This window comes from Sandaracinobacteroides hominis, assembly GCF_016464365.1.
In the GTDB taxonomy this organism is placed as follows: domain Bacteria; phylum Pseudomonadota; class Alphaproteobacteria; order Sphingomonadales; family Sphingomonadaceae; genus Sandaracinobacteroides; species Sandaracinobacteroides hominis.
Genome location: NZ_JADCUC010000003.1, coordinates 241,348 through 254,053, shown reverse-complemented (window position 1 = coordinate 254,053; position 12,706 = coordinate 241,348). Strand labels below are relative to the sequence as shown.

The 12,706-nt window shown below is 66.8% G+C and carries 15 protein-coding genes; 12 read left to right on the top strand and 3 right to left on the bottom strand.

The features are described from left to right. Positions 1-663 precede the first annotated feature (663 nt). A complete protein-coding gene (rpoH, locus tag IM784_RS08525) occupies positions 664-1,563 on the bottom strand; it encodes an RNA polymerase sigma factor RpoH (RefSeq protein ID WP_199554890.1) in 900 nt (299 codons plus the stop codon). A gap of 63 nt (positions 1,564-1,626) precedes the next feature. Further along, the gene (locus tag IM784_RS08520; RefSeq protein WP_199554889.1) at positions 1,627-2,601 is read right to left on the bottom strand and encodes an RluA family pseudouridine synthase; all 975 of its coding nucleotides are present in this window, start codon (positions 2,599-2,601) and stop codon (positions 1,627-1,629) included. 38 nt (positions 2,602-2,639) lie between these two features. Between IM784_RS08520 and IM784_RS08515 the strand changes: the two genes are divergently transcribed. The 6 genes from IM784_RS08515 (at position 2,640) to IM784_RS17170 (ending at position 7,054) form a co-directional block, all read left to right on the top strand. Then, positions 2,640-3,029, top strand: coding sequence for a M67 family metallopeptidase (locus tag IM784_RS08515; protein ID WP_328799488.1), 390 nt, complete (start codon positions 2,640-2,642; stop codon positions 3,027-3,029). 9 nt (positions 3,030-3,038) lie between these two features. Beyond that, positions 3,039-3,284 carry a cold-shock protein gene (locus IM784_RS08510; protein WP_199554887.1) on the top strand — a complete coding sequence of 82 codons (246 nt, stop codon included), beginning with the start codon at positions 3,039-3,041 and terminating at the stop codon, positions 3,282-3,284. A gap of 67 nt (positions 3,285-3,351) precedes the next feature. Continuing rightward, positions 3,352-4,068: a J domain-containing protein gene (locus IM784_RS08505; protein ID WP_199554886.1), complete on the top strand. Its 717-nt coding sequence runs from the start codon at positions 3,352-3,354 to the stop codon at positions 4,066-4,068. After that, entirely contained in the window at positions 4,065-4,934 is an 870-nt protein-coding gene (locus IM784_RS08500; protein WP_199554885.1) for a DMT family transporter, read from the top strand. Before IM784_RS08505 ends, IM784_RS08500 begins: the two co-directional genes overlap by 4 nt. 86 nt (positions 4,935-5,020) lie before the next feature. Further along, entirely contained in the window at positions 5,021-5,743 is a 723-nt protein-coding gene (locus IM784_RS08495) for an N-acetylmuramoyl-L-alanine amidase (protein WP_199554884.1), read from the top strand. A 156-nt stretch (positions 5,744-5,899) separates the two neighbouring features. Beyond that, the gene (locus tag IM784_RS17170) at positions 5,900-7,054 is read left to right on the top strand and encodes a ScyD/ScyE family protein (protein WP_235976716.1); all 1,155 of its coding nucleotides are present in this window, start codon (positions 5,900-5,902) and stop codon (positions 7,052-7,054) included. Positions 7,055-7,106: 52 nt separating this feature from the next. Here the strand turns inward: IM784_RS17170 and IM784_RS08485 are convergent, their stop codons facing one another. Beyond that, positions 7,107-7,712 carry a DUF937 domain-containing protein gene (locus IM784_RS08485; protein ID WP_199554883.1) on the bottom strand — a complete coding sequence of 202 codons (606 nt, stop codon included), beginning with the start codon at positions 7,710-7,712 and terminating at the stop codon, positions 7,107-7,109. Between the two features lie 109 nt (positions 7,713-7,821). Here IM784_RS08485 and IM784_RS08480 point away from each other — a divergent pair, with 109 nt between their 5' ends. From IM784_RS08480 to IM784_RS08455, 6 genes are all read left to right on the top strand, one after another. Beyond that, complete coding sequence (locus IM784_RS08480) at positions 7,822-9,120, top strand: cystathionine gamma-synthase family protein (protein ID WP_199554882.1); 1,299 nt, start codon at positions 7,822-7,824, stop codon at positions 9,118-9,120. After that, on the top strand, positions 9,120-9,923 hold the full coding sequence (locus tag IM784_RS08475; RefSeq protein WP_199554881.1) for a S1/P1 nuclease: 804 nt from the start codon (positions 9,120-9,122) through the stop codon (positions 9,921-9,923). The genes IM784_RS08480 and IM784_RS08475 overlap by 1 nt, the downstream gene beginning before the upstream one ends. Next, a complete protein-coding gene (locus IM784_RS08470; protein ID WP_199554880.1) occupies positions 9,920-10,783 on the top strand; it encodes a phosphorylase family protein in 864 nt (287 codons plus the stop codon). Before IM784_RS08475 ends, IM784_RS08470 begins: the two co-directional genes overlap by 4 nt. A gap of 9 nt (positions 10,784-10,792) precedes the next feature. Further along, entirely contained in the window at positions 10,793-11,320 is a 528-nt protein-coding gene (locus IM784_RS08465; protein ID WP_199554879.1) for an adenine phosphoribosyltransferase, read from the top strand. 11 nt (positions 11,321-11,331) lie between these two features. Then, positions 11,332-12,108 (top strand): dihydropteroate synthase, encoded by a 777-nt coding sequence (gene folP / locus IM784_RS08460; RefSeq protein WP_199554878.1) that lies wholly within the window; start codon positions 11,332-11,334, stop codon positions 12,106-12,108. Positions 12,109-12,181: 73 nt separating this feature from the next. Beyond that, complete coding sequence (locus IM784_RS08455; protein WP_199554877.1) at positions 12,182-12,697, top strand: hypothetical protein; 516 nt, start codon at positions 12,182-12,184, stop codon at positions 12,695-12,697. Positions 12,698-12,706: the final 9 nt, after the last annotated feature.

Here is a 12,706-nt window from a genome sequence, read left to right as displayed (position 1 = left end):
GTCGGGAGAAATGAAAGGGTCATCGAAGGATTCGAAGAACTCGAGGTTCAGCAGGCCGTCGCCGTCGAGCTTGAAATCCAGCCCGAGCGCGACCAGATCGCCGCTGCCCGAATAGGAACCGGTACCCGGATCTTCGTCGACGAAGGCCGGCGTCAGCTCTACCCAGCCGTCGAAGCTGCTGCTGGTGAAGGCCAGCACCATCTCGGAGAGCCAGGACGGGGAGAACGCCGTCAGCGTGACATCGTAGGAGATGCCGGTGATGTGGGCGAAGGCGCCCAGATCGTAGCTGAGGAGGACGTTCGAAGGATCGCCAAAGCCGCCATAGCTGTCGATGCCGCTGACATCGATCACCAGCGTTGCCGCTGACGCAGGCGTTGCGAACAGCGACGCAGAAGCAAGCGCCGCGAAGGCGGCGCCAATGAGATGTTTGCGCATGTTATCTGAACCCCTCTGTCAAGGCGGGGAATGCATGCCCGCCAAGGTTGCCCGAACCTTGGGGAGAAGATTAACAGTCATTTGCCATGCGGCAAGGGCTTCGCTTCAGAATGGATGCGAATCGGGGCTGGCGTATTGCCGCAGGGGCGGGTACGCAAACGCCCGACCTCCGGGTGGGAGGCCGAGCGGGATGTCGTTGGCGGGATGTCGTTGGATGCCGGGGCGTTCTCAGGCCTCTATCAGACGGCGTTCCTGGCTGAGGCGGACCATTTCCTTCTGCAGCTTTTCGAAGGCGCGCACCTCGATCTGGCGGACGCGCTCACGGCTGATGTCATATTCCTGGCTGAGATCCTCCAGCGTCTGCGGCTCGTCGATGAGGCGGCGTTGGGTGAGGATGTGGCGTTCGCGCTCGTTCAGCGTCAGCAGCGCCTCGCGCAGCAGGTCGTGGCGGATGCCCGCCTCCTGCCGGTCGGCGGTGACGGTTTCCTGGGTCGGGCCTTCGTCGGCCAGCCAGTCCTGCCATTCGCCCTCGCCGTCTTCGCGCAAGGGGGCGTTGAGGCTGGTGTCGCCGCCCTTGGACATGCGGCGGTTCATGCTGACGACTTCGTCTTCGGAAACGCCGAGATCGGTGGCGATCTTCTTCACATCGTCGGGGTGGAGATCGCCGTCGTCGATCGCCTGCAGCTGGTTCTTCATCCGGCGCAGGTTGAAGAACAGCTTTTTCTGGGCGGCGGTGGTGCCGATCTTCACAAGCGACCAGCTGCGCAGGATATATTCCTGGATGGAGGCCTTGATCCACCACATCGCATAGGTGGCCAGGCGGAAGCCGCGCTCGGGCTCGAACTTTTTCACGCCCTGCATCAGGCCGATATTGCCCTCTGCAATCAGCTCGGACACGGGGAGGCCATAGCCGCGATAGCCCATGGCGATCTTGGCGACGAGGCGCAGGTGCGAGGTGACGAGTTTCGTCGCCGCCTGCGGGTCCTCATGCTCCTGCCAGCGCTTGGCGAGCATATATTCCTCTTCCGGCGCCAGCAGCGGGAACTTGCGGATCTCCGAGAGATAGCGGTTCATGCTGGCATCCGGCCCGATGGCGGGGATGTTCGCGGGAAGATTGCTCTTGGCCATGTTACTCTCCTGAACGCATTCTTGTCTGGCCGCGAATTCCGGGCGCGGCCCTCAGGCACGCGTCTACCTGAGACGGAGGGCGGTTAGCAGTTCCTGAATATCCGAAGGCAGCGGGCTTTCGAACTGCAGGATTTCTTTGGTGACTGGATGCTCGAATTTCAGCTTGGCGGCGTGCAGCGCCTGCCGGTGAAAGTGGAGACTGCGGGTGATGTCGGAAAGCCGGCCCTGCCCATAGGCGGGATCCCCGAGCAGCGGATGGCCGATATGGGCCATGTGGACGCGCACCTGGTGGGTGCGGCCGGTTTCCAGCCGGCACTCGACGAGGGCGGCGCCCTTCATCGGCTCCAGCACGCGATAGTGGGTAATGGCGTGGCGGCCCTTGCCGGCGTGGACGACGTTGATCTTTTGCCGATTCTGCTCGGAGCGGGCGAGATTGGCCTCGATGCGGCCGGCCGGAGGCGTGGGGATGCCAGCCACGGCCGCGAGATAGCGGCGGCCGATCGTGTGCCTGGCGAACTGCGCGGCGAGGCCGGTGTGCGCCGGGTCGGTCTTGGCGACGACGAGCAGGCCGGACGTGTCCTTGTCTATGCGGTGGACGATGCCGGGGCGGGCAACGCCGCCGATGCCGGAGAGCCTTCCGTGGCAATGGTGCAGCAGGGCGTTCACCAATGTGCCGTCGAGGTTGCCGGCGGCGGGATGGACGACGAGGCCGGCGGGCTTGTCGACGATCAGCAGATGCTCGTCCTCGTAGGGGATGACGAGCGGGATATCCTGCGAGACGGCCTCGGCCGGGAGCGGCGCGGGGATGCGGACGCTGACCGCTTCGCCGCCCCTGATCTTGAGCGCGGGGTCGCGGCAGAGCTTGCCCTCCAGCTCGACCATGCCGCCGCTGACGAGGTTCTTCAGCCGCTCGCGCGAGACGGTGGGGATGGCGGCAGCAAGCGCGCGGTCCAGGCGCCAGCCTGCCGCGTCGGTGGCGAGGACGGTTTCGCGCCGTTCCTCGCTGTCTTGTCTGTGTGGCGTTTGGCCCCCATTCATTGCGGATGGATGTTGGGATTTCCTACGCAGGTTCAAGGGTGGCGATTTCCGCACGGGCGGTGGCGGATATGCTGGCGGCCGCAGCCGAGGCGGGGGGGCATGAGGCCTGCGGGCTGTTGTTTGGGGTGGAGGGGCGGATCGTGGAGGCCAGCGTTGCCGCCAATGTATCCGGGGAACCCTGGCATCGGTTCGAGATCGAGCCGGCGCACCTGTTCGATGCGCATCGGCGCGACCGGGCGGGGCCGCTGCGGTTGATCGGCTGCTGGCATTCGCATCCGAACGGGCGGGCGCAGCCGAGTGCGACGGACCGGGCGGGCGTGGCGGACATGGGCTGGCTGTGGCTGATCGTGGCGGATGGGCGGATTTCGGCGTGGAAGCCGGATGCGGCCGGGTTCGCGCCGGTTGCTTTGCGGGATTCGGGTTCGTAACAGTCTGCCATGGCGCAAGGCGAAATCCTCTGGTTCGATGACGTGCGGGGCTTTGGCTTCATCCGGCCCGACATGGGGCCGAAGGATGTGTTCGTGCATGTCTCGGCGCTGGCGGAGGCCGGGGTGGAGGGGCTGCCCGCGGGCGCCAAGGTGGAGTTCGAGCTGGTGCAGACCGGGGACGGGCGGCTGACCGCGCAGCGGGTGATTCCGTTGGAGAACCAGCGTCCGCCGAAACAGGCGGGCCGCCGACGCTGACGATACGGCAGCCATGCCGTTGCGGGGCGGTGGCATTTTATCCGCCCTGCCATTAAGGCCCTTGCAAATGGCAATCTGGGCGCTGCTGATGGGAAGTGCCGCCGGCCTGGCGCTGGGCGGTCCGCTGGGAGCGTTGGCTGGCGCTGCCCTTGGCGCAGCCGTGGACCGGGTGATGGCGGTGCGCGCGGCCTCTCCGCAGCGCAAGCAGGTGGCCTTTACCATTGCCGCGATCGCGCTGGCGGCGAAGATGGCGCAAGCGGATGGCCATGCCTCTGATACCGAGGCGGCGGCATTCGAGCGGCTGTTCCATGTGCCGGCTGCCGAGCAGGACAATATGCGCCGATTCTATCGGCTCGCGCGGCAATCGGTGGATGGCTATGAGGCCTATGCGAAGCAGGCGCTGGCGTTGCTGGGGGCCGGTTCGCCGGTGCTGGAGGATCTGCTGGAGGCGCTGCTGATGATCGCCACGGTGGACGGCGTGCATCCGGCCGAGCTGGACTATCTGGAGAAGGTGGCGGCGCTGATGGGATTCGGCGCGCGCGAATGGGGGGCGATCCGGGCGCGGCATGTGCCGTTGTCGCCGGACGACCCGTTTGCGGTGCTGGGGCTGCAGCCGGATGCGAGCGATGCGGACATTCGCGCTGCCTATCGGCGGCTGGCGCGGGATCATCACCCGGACCGGCATATGGCCGAAGGCACGCCGCCCGAGTTCATTCGCGTTGCAGAGGCGCGGATGGCGACGATCAACAGCGCCTATGCCAAGCTGATGAAGACGCGGGCATGAAGGCACAGCATATCGCCTTCATCCTGCTGATCGACCTGCTGTGGGCGTTCAATATCGTTGCCATCAAGGAGGCGGTGCAGCTGATTGCGCCGCTGCTGTCGGTGGCGCTGCGCTATGGCGTGGTGTTGCTGGTGTGTGCGACCAGCTTGCGGCTGGTGAAGGGACGCATGCGGCTGGTGCTGATGACCGGGCTGATTACCGGGGCAATCCAGTTCGGGCTGGGCGCCTATAGCTATCAGGTGACGACCAACCTGTCGGCGCTGGCGATCGCCGGGCAGCTGGGTGTGCCGCTGAGCCTGATCCTGGCGATCCTGATCGATGGCGAGCGGATTCAGTGGCGGCGCACCGCGGGCATCGCGCTGGCGGTGATGGGGGTGATGCTGCTGGTATTCGATCCGCGCATCGCCGACGAGCGGCTGGGGATTTTCCTGACCTTTGGCGCCTCGCTGTGCTGGGCGACGGGGAATCTGCTGTTCCGGCGGCTGACCGGGGTGCCGGTGCTGACGCTGTATGGCTGGCAGGCGATCGTTTCGATTCCGGTGCTGCTGACGGCGAGCTGGTTCCTGGAGCCGGGGGGGATTGCGGCGCTGCCGGCGGTGCCCTTGTCGGGCTTCCTGTGGGTGACCTATTCGGCGATTGCGGCGTCTCTCATTGGCCATGCCGGGATGAGCTGGTTGCTGCAGCGCTATCCGGTGACGTTGATCACGCCGTTCACCTTGCCGACGCCTTTGCTGGCGGTGGCGATTGCGACGGTGGTCTATGGGAAGCCGGTGACGCCGCTGATGTGGGTGGGGGGTGCGCTGACCTTGATGGGGGTGGCCATCATTACGCTTCGAACGGCGAAGAAGTCTGTTGAGCGTCTTTAGGTTCGCCGTTCGAAGCGTGTTTCTTGCTGGCCGCGAATTCCGGGCGCGGCCCTTGCGGACTGCGCGGAAATCGGTTGAATCCCTGCATGAGCCTGGCTGACGAGATCGAGTGGCGCCCGTCGCCCAACTATAATGTGCGGGTCGTGCCCGAGGGGAAGGCGCCGATCCGGCATCTGATCCTGCACTATACCGGGATGCAGGTGGCCGAGGAGGCGGTGGCCTGGCTGACCAATCCGGAGTCGGGGGTTTCCTCGCACTATTTCGTTCATGAGGACGGGCGGATCGTGCAGATGGTGGAGGAGATGGATCGCGCCTGGCATGCGGGGAAAAGCCGCTGGCGTGGCGAGGAGGATCTGAACAGTTCCTCGATCGGCATCGAGATCCAGAATCCGGGGCATGAATGGGGGTATCGGCCGTTTCCGGACGAGCAGATGCGCAGCGTGCTGCGGCTGGCGTCGACGCTGTGCGTGCGGCACCGGATCGATCGGGCGAACGTGATCGGCCATTCCGACATTGCCCCCACCCGCAAGGAGGATCCGGGCGAACTGTTCGACTGGCCGCGGCTGGCGATGCACCGGATCGCGCTTGCGCGGCCGGAAAAGCTGCTGGCCGATCCGGGCTGGGGGGACGGCGCCTTCGGGCTGGCGCTGGAGCGGTTTGGCTATGACATCGCCGACCTGCCGGCTGCAACGCGGGCGTTTCAGCGGCATTTCCGGCAGCAGAATGTGGACGGCATTGTCGACGGGGAGACGAGGGCGGTGCTGTTTACCCTGCAGGTGCTGGAAGAGCAGCGGCTGCAGCAATCGTGACTGCAGCAATCGTGGATATGGTTAACGCCATCTGCTAAAGGCCCGACTCGTGCTGGGGCAGCACGGGGAAGAATCCGAAAAAAATCGAGTCGCGACCGGCTGACTGCGCAGCGCCTTCCGGCCTTGGGGGCCCTTGTTGAACAGGAGGAATTGGGGATGCGTGGAGCTTTTGCAGCTTTGCTTGCCGGCGGTGCGCTGGCGGTTGCGGCGGTGCCGGCGGCGGCCGCCACCTATACATCGACGTTGATCGCGGACGGGCTGAACAATCCGCGCGGGCTGGCGTTCGATTCCAACGGCGATCTCTTCATTGCCGAGGCGGGCTATGTGCAGCTGGGCGGGCCCTCCACCATCATCCGCGGCAACGAGGCGGTGCTGGGCTATACCGGCTCGATCACGCGGGTTACCAGCGGCGGCGTGCAGCAGCGGATCCTGACCGAGCTGCCATCCCTGGGCACCGTTGCCACCGGTGAGATGAGCGGACCGCAGGACATCGCCTTTACCGCCGACGGCACCGGCTATGTGGTGATCGGGCTGGGCACCAATCCGGCCGTTCGCTCCACCGACCTGTCGCCGGGCGGCGACGGGCTGGGCGTCGTCTTCAGGTTCACCGGCAGCCCCAACGGCTTTGCCGATATTGCCGCCGTGGAGGCAGCCGAGAACCCCGCCGGCGGGCCGGTGGACAGCAATCCCTATCCTATGGTGGCGTTGGGCAATGAGCTGCTGGTGACCGACGCCGGGGCCAACGCGTTGCTGAAGGTGGGTGAGGATGGATCGGTCGGCGTGGTGGCGTACTTCCCCGGCCGCTTCATCGGCCCGCCGGTGCCGTTCAGCGATTCGGTTTCGACCGGCATCGCGGTTGGACCGGATGGCAATTATTATGTGTCGGAACTGACCGGCTTCCCGTTCAAGGAGGGGGCGGCGCGCATCTATCAGGTGACGCCGGGCGGCGATGTCTCGATCTTTGCCGATGGCTTTACCAACATCACCGACATCGCCTTCCGGCCGAACGGCGACCTCTATGTGCTGGAGTTCGACGACAACGGGCTGGCGACCGCTGGCGGAACCGGGCAGATTTCGGTGCTGAAGGCGAATGGCTGGCGCAAGACCCTCTATTCCGGGCTTGTCGCGCCGACGGGCCTTGAGGTGGGACCGGATGGCTCGCTGTATGTGACGAATTTCGCGGCGATGGCCGGCATCGGCCAGGTGCTGCGGATCGACATGGTGCCCGAGCCGGCGAGCTGGGCGATGATGATCGCGGGCTTCGGGCTGGTGGGCGCCGCCGTGCGCCGTCGCCGGATGGCGACCGCCTGAAGCGCGAAGCTGCCTGCGACGCCGTCTGGCGTCGCAGGCGGTCTTCGCCCGGTCAGCGCGTCAGTTTCGACGCCATGCCCATGATATCGTCCAGCGGGTTTCCGTCGCCGTTCATGTCCAGCATGGAAACGAGGCCTCCGAGACCGCCGGCAGCCGCAGGCGCTGCTGCCTGACCGCCGCCGAGACCGCCGAGCACGGTGCCCAGAAGGCCACCCAGCCCGCCCCCGGCCGCCGTGGCGGAGCCGGCGCTGGCCTGCTTTGCCATCATGCCCGCTGCTGCCATGGCGATGATCGGCAGCATTTTCTTCAGCAGGTCGGCGCTGACGCCGCTGGTGCCGGCTGCTTGCGCGGCGACCTGCCGGCTGACGTCGGGCGAGCCGAAGATCTGGCCGAGCACTTCATTGCCCTGCGCGACATTGGTGGGCTGCGGCGAGAGCACCGAATCGAGCAGGCCGCCGCCGCCCATTCCGCCCAGCATGCCCATCAGCCCTTCGAGGCCCTGCGGCTGCCCCTGCGCCTGCTTCTTGAAGCCGCCCATGACGGCTGGGAGCAGCGCGCTGGCGCCGGCCATCGCCGTCTGTTCGTCGATTCCCAGCTCGCGTGCCATCTGGCCGATGCCTCCGGCTCCGCCCAGCGCGTCCAATATGCTACCCGACATGTCGATTCCCCTGCAGTTGTGCCCGTCCGCTCTATCCTCGCATTGGCTTTCGCTGGCAAGGCGGTCTGCAAGCTGCGATGAAGGTTGACGCAACTGCAGGAGGCTGGGGATGTCGGACGAGAGCAGCGGGCATGGCAGGCGTCGGCCCAGGCCGGATACGCTGGCGATCGGCAACCACAAGCTGAAACCGGCGACGCTGATGATGGGGCATGGCTTTGATCCGACCCTGTCGGAAGGGTCGCTGAAGCCGCCGATCTTCCTGACCTCCACCTTCGTTTTCGAATCGGCTGCTGCCGGCAAGCGCTTTTTCGAAGGGGTCACCGGCAAGCGGCCGGGCGGCGCGGAGGGACTGGTCTATTCCCGCTTCAACGGGCCCAATCAGGAAATACTGGAGGACCGGCTGGCGATCTGGGAGGAGGCGGAGGACGCGCTTTCCTTCTCTTCGGGGATGTCGGCCATTGCCACCTTGCTGATGAGCTTTTGCGGGCCGGGCGACATGATCGTGCATTCCGGGCCGCTGTATGCGGCGACCGAGACGCTGATCGGGCGGATTTTGGGGAAGTTCGGCGTTGGCTGGATGGATTTTCCGGCCGGCGCCACCGAGGCGGAGATTGCCGATGTGATGCGGGCGGCGCGGGCGCGCGGGCGGGTGGCGCTGATCTATCTGGAAAGCCCGGCCAACCCGACCAATGCGCTGGTCGACGTGGAGGCGGTGCGCCGGGCGCGGCAGGAGCTGTTTGCCGACGCGCCGCCGCCGATCGCCATCGACAATACCTTTCTGGGGCCGCTGTGGCAGAAGCCGCTGGGCCATGGCGCGGACCTCTCGGTCTATTCGCTGACCAAATATGCCGGCGGGCATAGCGATCTGGTCGCCGGCGCGGTGGTGGGGGCGAAGGCGCTGATCGACCCGATCCGGATGATGCGCAACACCATCGGCACGATCACCGATCCGAACACGGCCTGGATGCTGCTGCGCAGCCTGGAGACGCTGGAGTTGCGGATGACGCGGGCGGGGGAGAATGCGGAGAAGGTTTGCGCCTATCTGCGGGGGCATCCGAAGGTGGAGCATGTGGGGTATCTTGGCTTTCTGGCCGAAGATCCATCCCGGCAGGGGGACATCTATCGCCGGCACTGCACGGGGGCCGGTTCCACCTTTTCGCTGTATCTGAAGGGGGGCGAGCGGGAGGCTTTCGCGTTCCTCGATGCGCTTTCCATTGCCAAGCTGGCAGTGAGCCTGGGCGGGACGGAGACACTGGCCTCTGCGCCTGCGGCGATGACGCACTTGTCTGTGCCGGACGAGCGCAAGAAGGCGCTGGGGATCACCGACAATCTTGTGCGCATCTCCATCGGCGTGGAGGATGCGGACGATCTGATCGCCGATTTCGAACAGGCGCTGGAGGCCATTTGATGCGGGTTCTGTGGGGGGTGCTGGCGCTGATCGTGGCGCAGCCGGTGTGGGCCTGGGGGCAGACCGGGCACCGGGTGACGGGGGCGATTGCCGATCGCTATCTGGGGCCGAAGGCACGGGCCGGGGTGGAGGAGATATTGGGGAAGGAGGGGCTGGCGGAAGCGGCACCCTGGCCCGACTTCATGCGGTCGTCGCCGGATCCGTTCTGGCAGAAGGCCTCGACGCCGCTGCACTATGTGACGATTCCCGACGGCAAGACCTATCAGCAGGTCGGCGCGCCGCCGCAGGGGGATGCGATCACGGCGCTGAAGCAATTTTCCGCCATCGCCACCGATCCGACGGCGCCGCTGGTGGAGCGGCAGAAGGCGCTGCGTTTCGTGATCCATATCGTGGGGGATCTGTCGCAGCCGCTGCATGTGGGCAATGGCACCGACCGCGGCGGCAACGATGTGAAGGTGAACTTCTTTGGCGAGGCAACCAACCTGCACAGCGTGTGGGACAGCGGGCTGGTGGACCGGCAGCAGCTTTCCTATCGGGAGTGGACCGACTGGCTGCTGGCGGCGGCGACTCCCGGGCAATTGCGCGACTGGTCCAGCCCCGATCCGCTGAGCTGGCTGGCGGACAGCGTGGCCGAGCGGCAGCACCTGTATCCGAGCGGCTCGGAGCTGGGCTATGCCTATGCGTTCGAGCAGGATGCGCGGATGCGCCGGCAGCTGACGAAGGGCGGGCTGCGGCTGGCGGCCTATCTGAACGCGATCTTCGACGCGGCCATGAAGCCCGAAACCGTGAAGCCGAAGCCATGAAGCTGGGGATATTGGGCGGCAGCGGGCTCTATGCGATGCCGGCGCTGGCCGGAGCGCATCGGCATGCGCAGGAAACGCCATGGGGCTGGCCCTCCGACGTGGTGGTGGAGGGGGAGATCGGCGGGCTGCCGGTCGCCTTCATCGCGCGCCACGGGCAGGGGCATGTGCTGGCGCCGGGCGAGATCAACTATCGCGCCAATATCGCCGCCCTGAAGGCGCGGGGGTGCACGGCGGTGGTGTCGGTGGCGGCCTGCGGGAGCTTTGTGGACGAGCTGCCGCCGGGGAGCGTGGCGGTGCCGCACCAGCTGGTCGACCGGACGGTGGGGCGGGCGAAGAGCTTCTTTGGCGAGGGGATGGTGGTGCATGCCAGCATGGGCCATCCGGTTTCGGTGGAGCTGGGGGCGCGGATTGCGGATGCGGCGCGCGATGCCGGCGCGGCCGTGGAGGTGGGCGGCACCTATCTGGCGATCGAAGGCCCGCAGTTTGCCACGCGTGCGGAAAGCCTGTTGGCGAAGGCGCAGGGGATGACCGTGGTGGGGATGACGGCGATGCCGGAGGCGGCGCTGTGCCGGGAGGCGGAGATGGCCTATGCGGTGGCCGCCTTCGTCACCGATTTCGACAGCTGGAAGGATGAGGCGGTTACGACGGCTGCCGTGCTGGAGGTGATGGCGGGGAATGTGGCGCGGTCGCAGGCGCTGGTGGAGGGATTGTGTCGATCGCTGGCGGCGCGGCCACTGGCGGTGCCGAGTGCCGAGGGCTGGGAGGTGGCGCTGGATTCCGCGATAGTCACGGCGCGTGGGCATTGGCCGGTTGCGGCTGCGGCCAGGCTGCGGGCGTTGGCTCCGCGTTTTTTCGACTGAGGGTTTCGAATGACATTGGACGAATTGGGCGGCTTTGTGCGGGCGGTGCCGGATTTTCCGAAGCCGGGGATCCTGTTTCGCGATCTGACGCCGTTGCTGGCGGACGGGGCGGCCTTTCGGGCGGCGACCCGGGCTCTGGCGGATCGGGCGGGGGATTTCGACCTGATTGCCGGGATCGAGGCGCGCGGCTTTCTGTTCGGAGCGGCTTTGGCGCAGCTGACGGGGAAGGGGCTGGTGATCGTGCGCAAGCCGGGGAAGCTGCCCGGCGCGACGATCGCCCATGACTATGCCCTGGAATATGGCACCGACCGGCTGGAGCTGCATGCGGATGCCGTGACGGCCGGCGCGCGGGTGCTGATGGTGGACGATGTGCTGGCGACGGGCGGCACGGCGGAAGCGGCAGTGACCTTGGTGCGCAAGGCCGGCGGGGCGGTGGCGCGGGCGTTGTTCGTGCTGGAGCTGGAGGGGCTGCCGGGCGCTGCGCGTTTGCAGGCGCTGGGCGTGGAGGCGGTGAGCCTGTTCCGATATCCGGCATGATTCCCAGGATCATGGGAATCCTGAACGTTACGCCGGACAGTTTTTCGGATGGCGGGCGGCATGGGACGGCGGACGGGGCGATTGCTGCCGGGCTGCGGATGTTCGAGGCGGGGGCCGCCATCGTCGATGTGGGCGGTGAAAGCACGCGGCCGGGGGCGCCTGAAGTGTCGCTGGAGGAGGAACTGCAGCGGACCATTCCGGTGGTGGAGGGTCTGGCGCGGGCGGGCGTTCCGGTTTCGATCGATACGATGAAGGCGGGGGTGATGCGCGCGGCTCTGGCGGCGGGCGCGGGGATGCTGAACGATGTGTCGGCGTTGCAGGCGGAGGCGGAGAGCCTGGCGGTTGCGGCGGGGAGCAAGGCGCAGGTGGTGCTGATGCATATGCCGGGCAATCCGCGCACGATGCAGGGGCTGGCGGCGTATGACGATGTGGTGGGGGAGGTGCGGGCGGCGCTGGCGGCGCGGATCGCCGTGTGCGAGGCGGCCGGACTCGCGCGCGGGCGGCTGATCGCCGATCCCGGCATCGGGTTCGGCAAGGGCGTGGGGCATAATCTGGCGCTGCTGCGGGGGTTGGAGGCGTTTCACGCGCTGGGGGTGCCGCTGCTGCTGGGGGCGAGCCGCAAGTCGGTGATACCGGCGGTTGCGGGGGCGGCGCCGGTGACGGACAGGCTGCCGGGGAGCCTTGCCATTGCGCTGCGGGGTGCCGAGGCCGGCGTGGCCTGGCTGCGCGTGCATGATGTGGCGGAAACCCTGCAGGCGTTGAAACTGTGGGAGGCAATGCGCGGTTGAAGCGTGCGAAGCCGCTTGCGCCGAGCGGGCATGGCTCGCACATGAAAGCGGATACAATGAAGGAGCGAACGGAATGTCTATCGCACAGAAAACAGCCAAATCCTTGCTGAGCCATGAGGAGTGGGCGCTGGTGGAAACGACGCTGCGCGCGTCGGTGGGGCAGCGCGATCAAGCCGACCTGCGCGACGCGCAGAAGCGCCTGCGCGACATGCGGGACAAGGAACGCGATCTGAGCCGTACGAATCGCCGCGTCGCCAAAGGGCGTGCGGATCCGCGCGGCGGCAGCTTTCCGGGGACCTATGCCAAGCCTGCCGAGCGCAAGCAGGTGTTTTCGCAGGCCTTGATCCGCGTGAACGACGAGCTGGTGCGGCGCGAATCCGTGGCCGCGAAGGCGGCGGCGCGGGAGAACCAGAAGCGGGCGCTGGATGCCAGGCGCGCTGCCCCCCAGCGGCGCCCTGCAAACACGGCAACCGCTGCGGCTGGCCTTTCTGTGCGGGAAAATCCCAAGGCGAAGACGAAGGTGGCCGGAACCAAGGTGGGCTCGGTAACCAAGCAGACCGCCCGTTCGCAGGCTAGGAAGGACCGCTGAGCTTTTCCT

Excerpts from the sequence above, each read along its gene's own strand:
- IM784_RS08495 (WP_199554884.1), top strand. The coding sequence starts at position 5,021 with ATGAGCCTGGCTGACGAGATCGAGTGGCGCCCGTCGCCCAACTATAAT.
- IM784_RS08520 (WP_199554889.1), bottom strand. The coding sequence starts at position 2,601 with ATGAATGGGGGCCAAACGCCACACAGACAAGACAGCGAGGAACGGCGC.
- IM784_RS08475 (WP_199554881.1), top strand. The coding sequence starts at position 9,120 with ATGCGGGTTCTGTGGGGGGTGCTGGCGCTGATCGTGGCGCAGCCGGTG.
- rpoH (WP_199554890.1), bottom strand. The coding sequence starts at position 1,563 with ATGGCCAAGAGCAATCTTCCCGCGAACATCCCCGCCATCGGGCCGGAT.
- IM784_RS08455 (WP_199554877.1), top strand. The coding sequence starts at position 12,182 with ATGTCTATCGCACAGAAAACAGCCAAATCCTTGCTGAGCCATGAGGAG.
- IM784_RS08485 (WP_199554883.1), bottom strand. The coding sequence starts at position 7,712 with ATGTCGGGTAGCATATTGGACGCGCTGGGCGGAGCCGGAGGCATCGGC.
- IM784_RS08480 (WP_199554882.1), top strand. The coding sequence starts at position 7,822 with ATGTCGGACGAGAGCAGCGGGCATGGCAGGCGTCGGCCCAGGCCGGAT.
- IM784_RS08465 (WP_199554879.1), top strand. The coding sequence starts at position 10,793 with ATGACATTGGACGAATTGGGCGGCTTTGTGCGGGCGGTGCCGGATTTT.
- IM784_RS08470 (WP_199554880.1), top strand. The coding sequence starts at position 9,920 with ATGAAGCTGGGGATATTGGGCGGCAGCGGGCTCTATGCGATGCCGGCG.
- IM784_RS08510 (WP_199554887.1), top strand. The coding sequence starts at position 3,039 with ATGGCGCAAGGCGAAATCCTCTGGTTCGATGACGTGCGGGGCTTTGGC.
- IM784_RS17170 (WP_235976716.1), top strand. The coding sequence starts at position 5,900 with ATGCGTGGAGCTTTTGCAGCTTTGCTTGCCGGCGGTGCGCTGGCGGTT.
- IM784_RS08505 (WP_199554886.1), top strand. The coding sequence starts at position 3,352 with ATGGCAATCTGGGCGCTGCTGATGGGAAGTGCCGCCGGCCTGGCGCTG.
- folP (WP_199554878.1), top strand. The coding sequence starts at position 11,332 with ATGGGAATCCTGAACGTTACGCCGGACAGTTTTTCGGATGGCGGGCGG.
- IM784_RS08500 (WP_199554885.1), top strand. The coding sequence starts at position 4,065 with ATGAAGGCACAGCATATCGCCTTCATCCTGCTGATCGACCTGCTGTGG.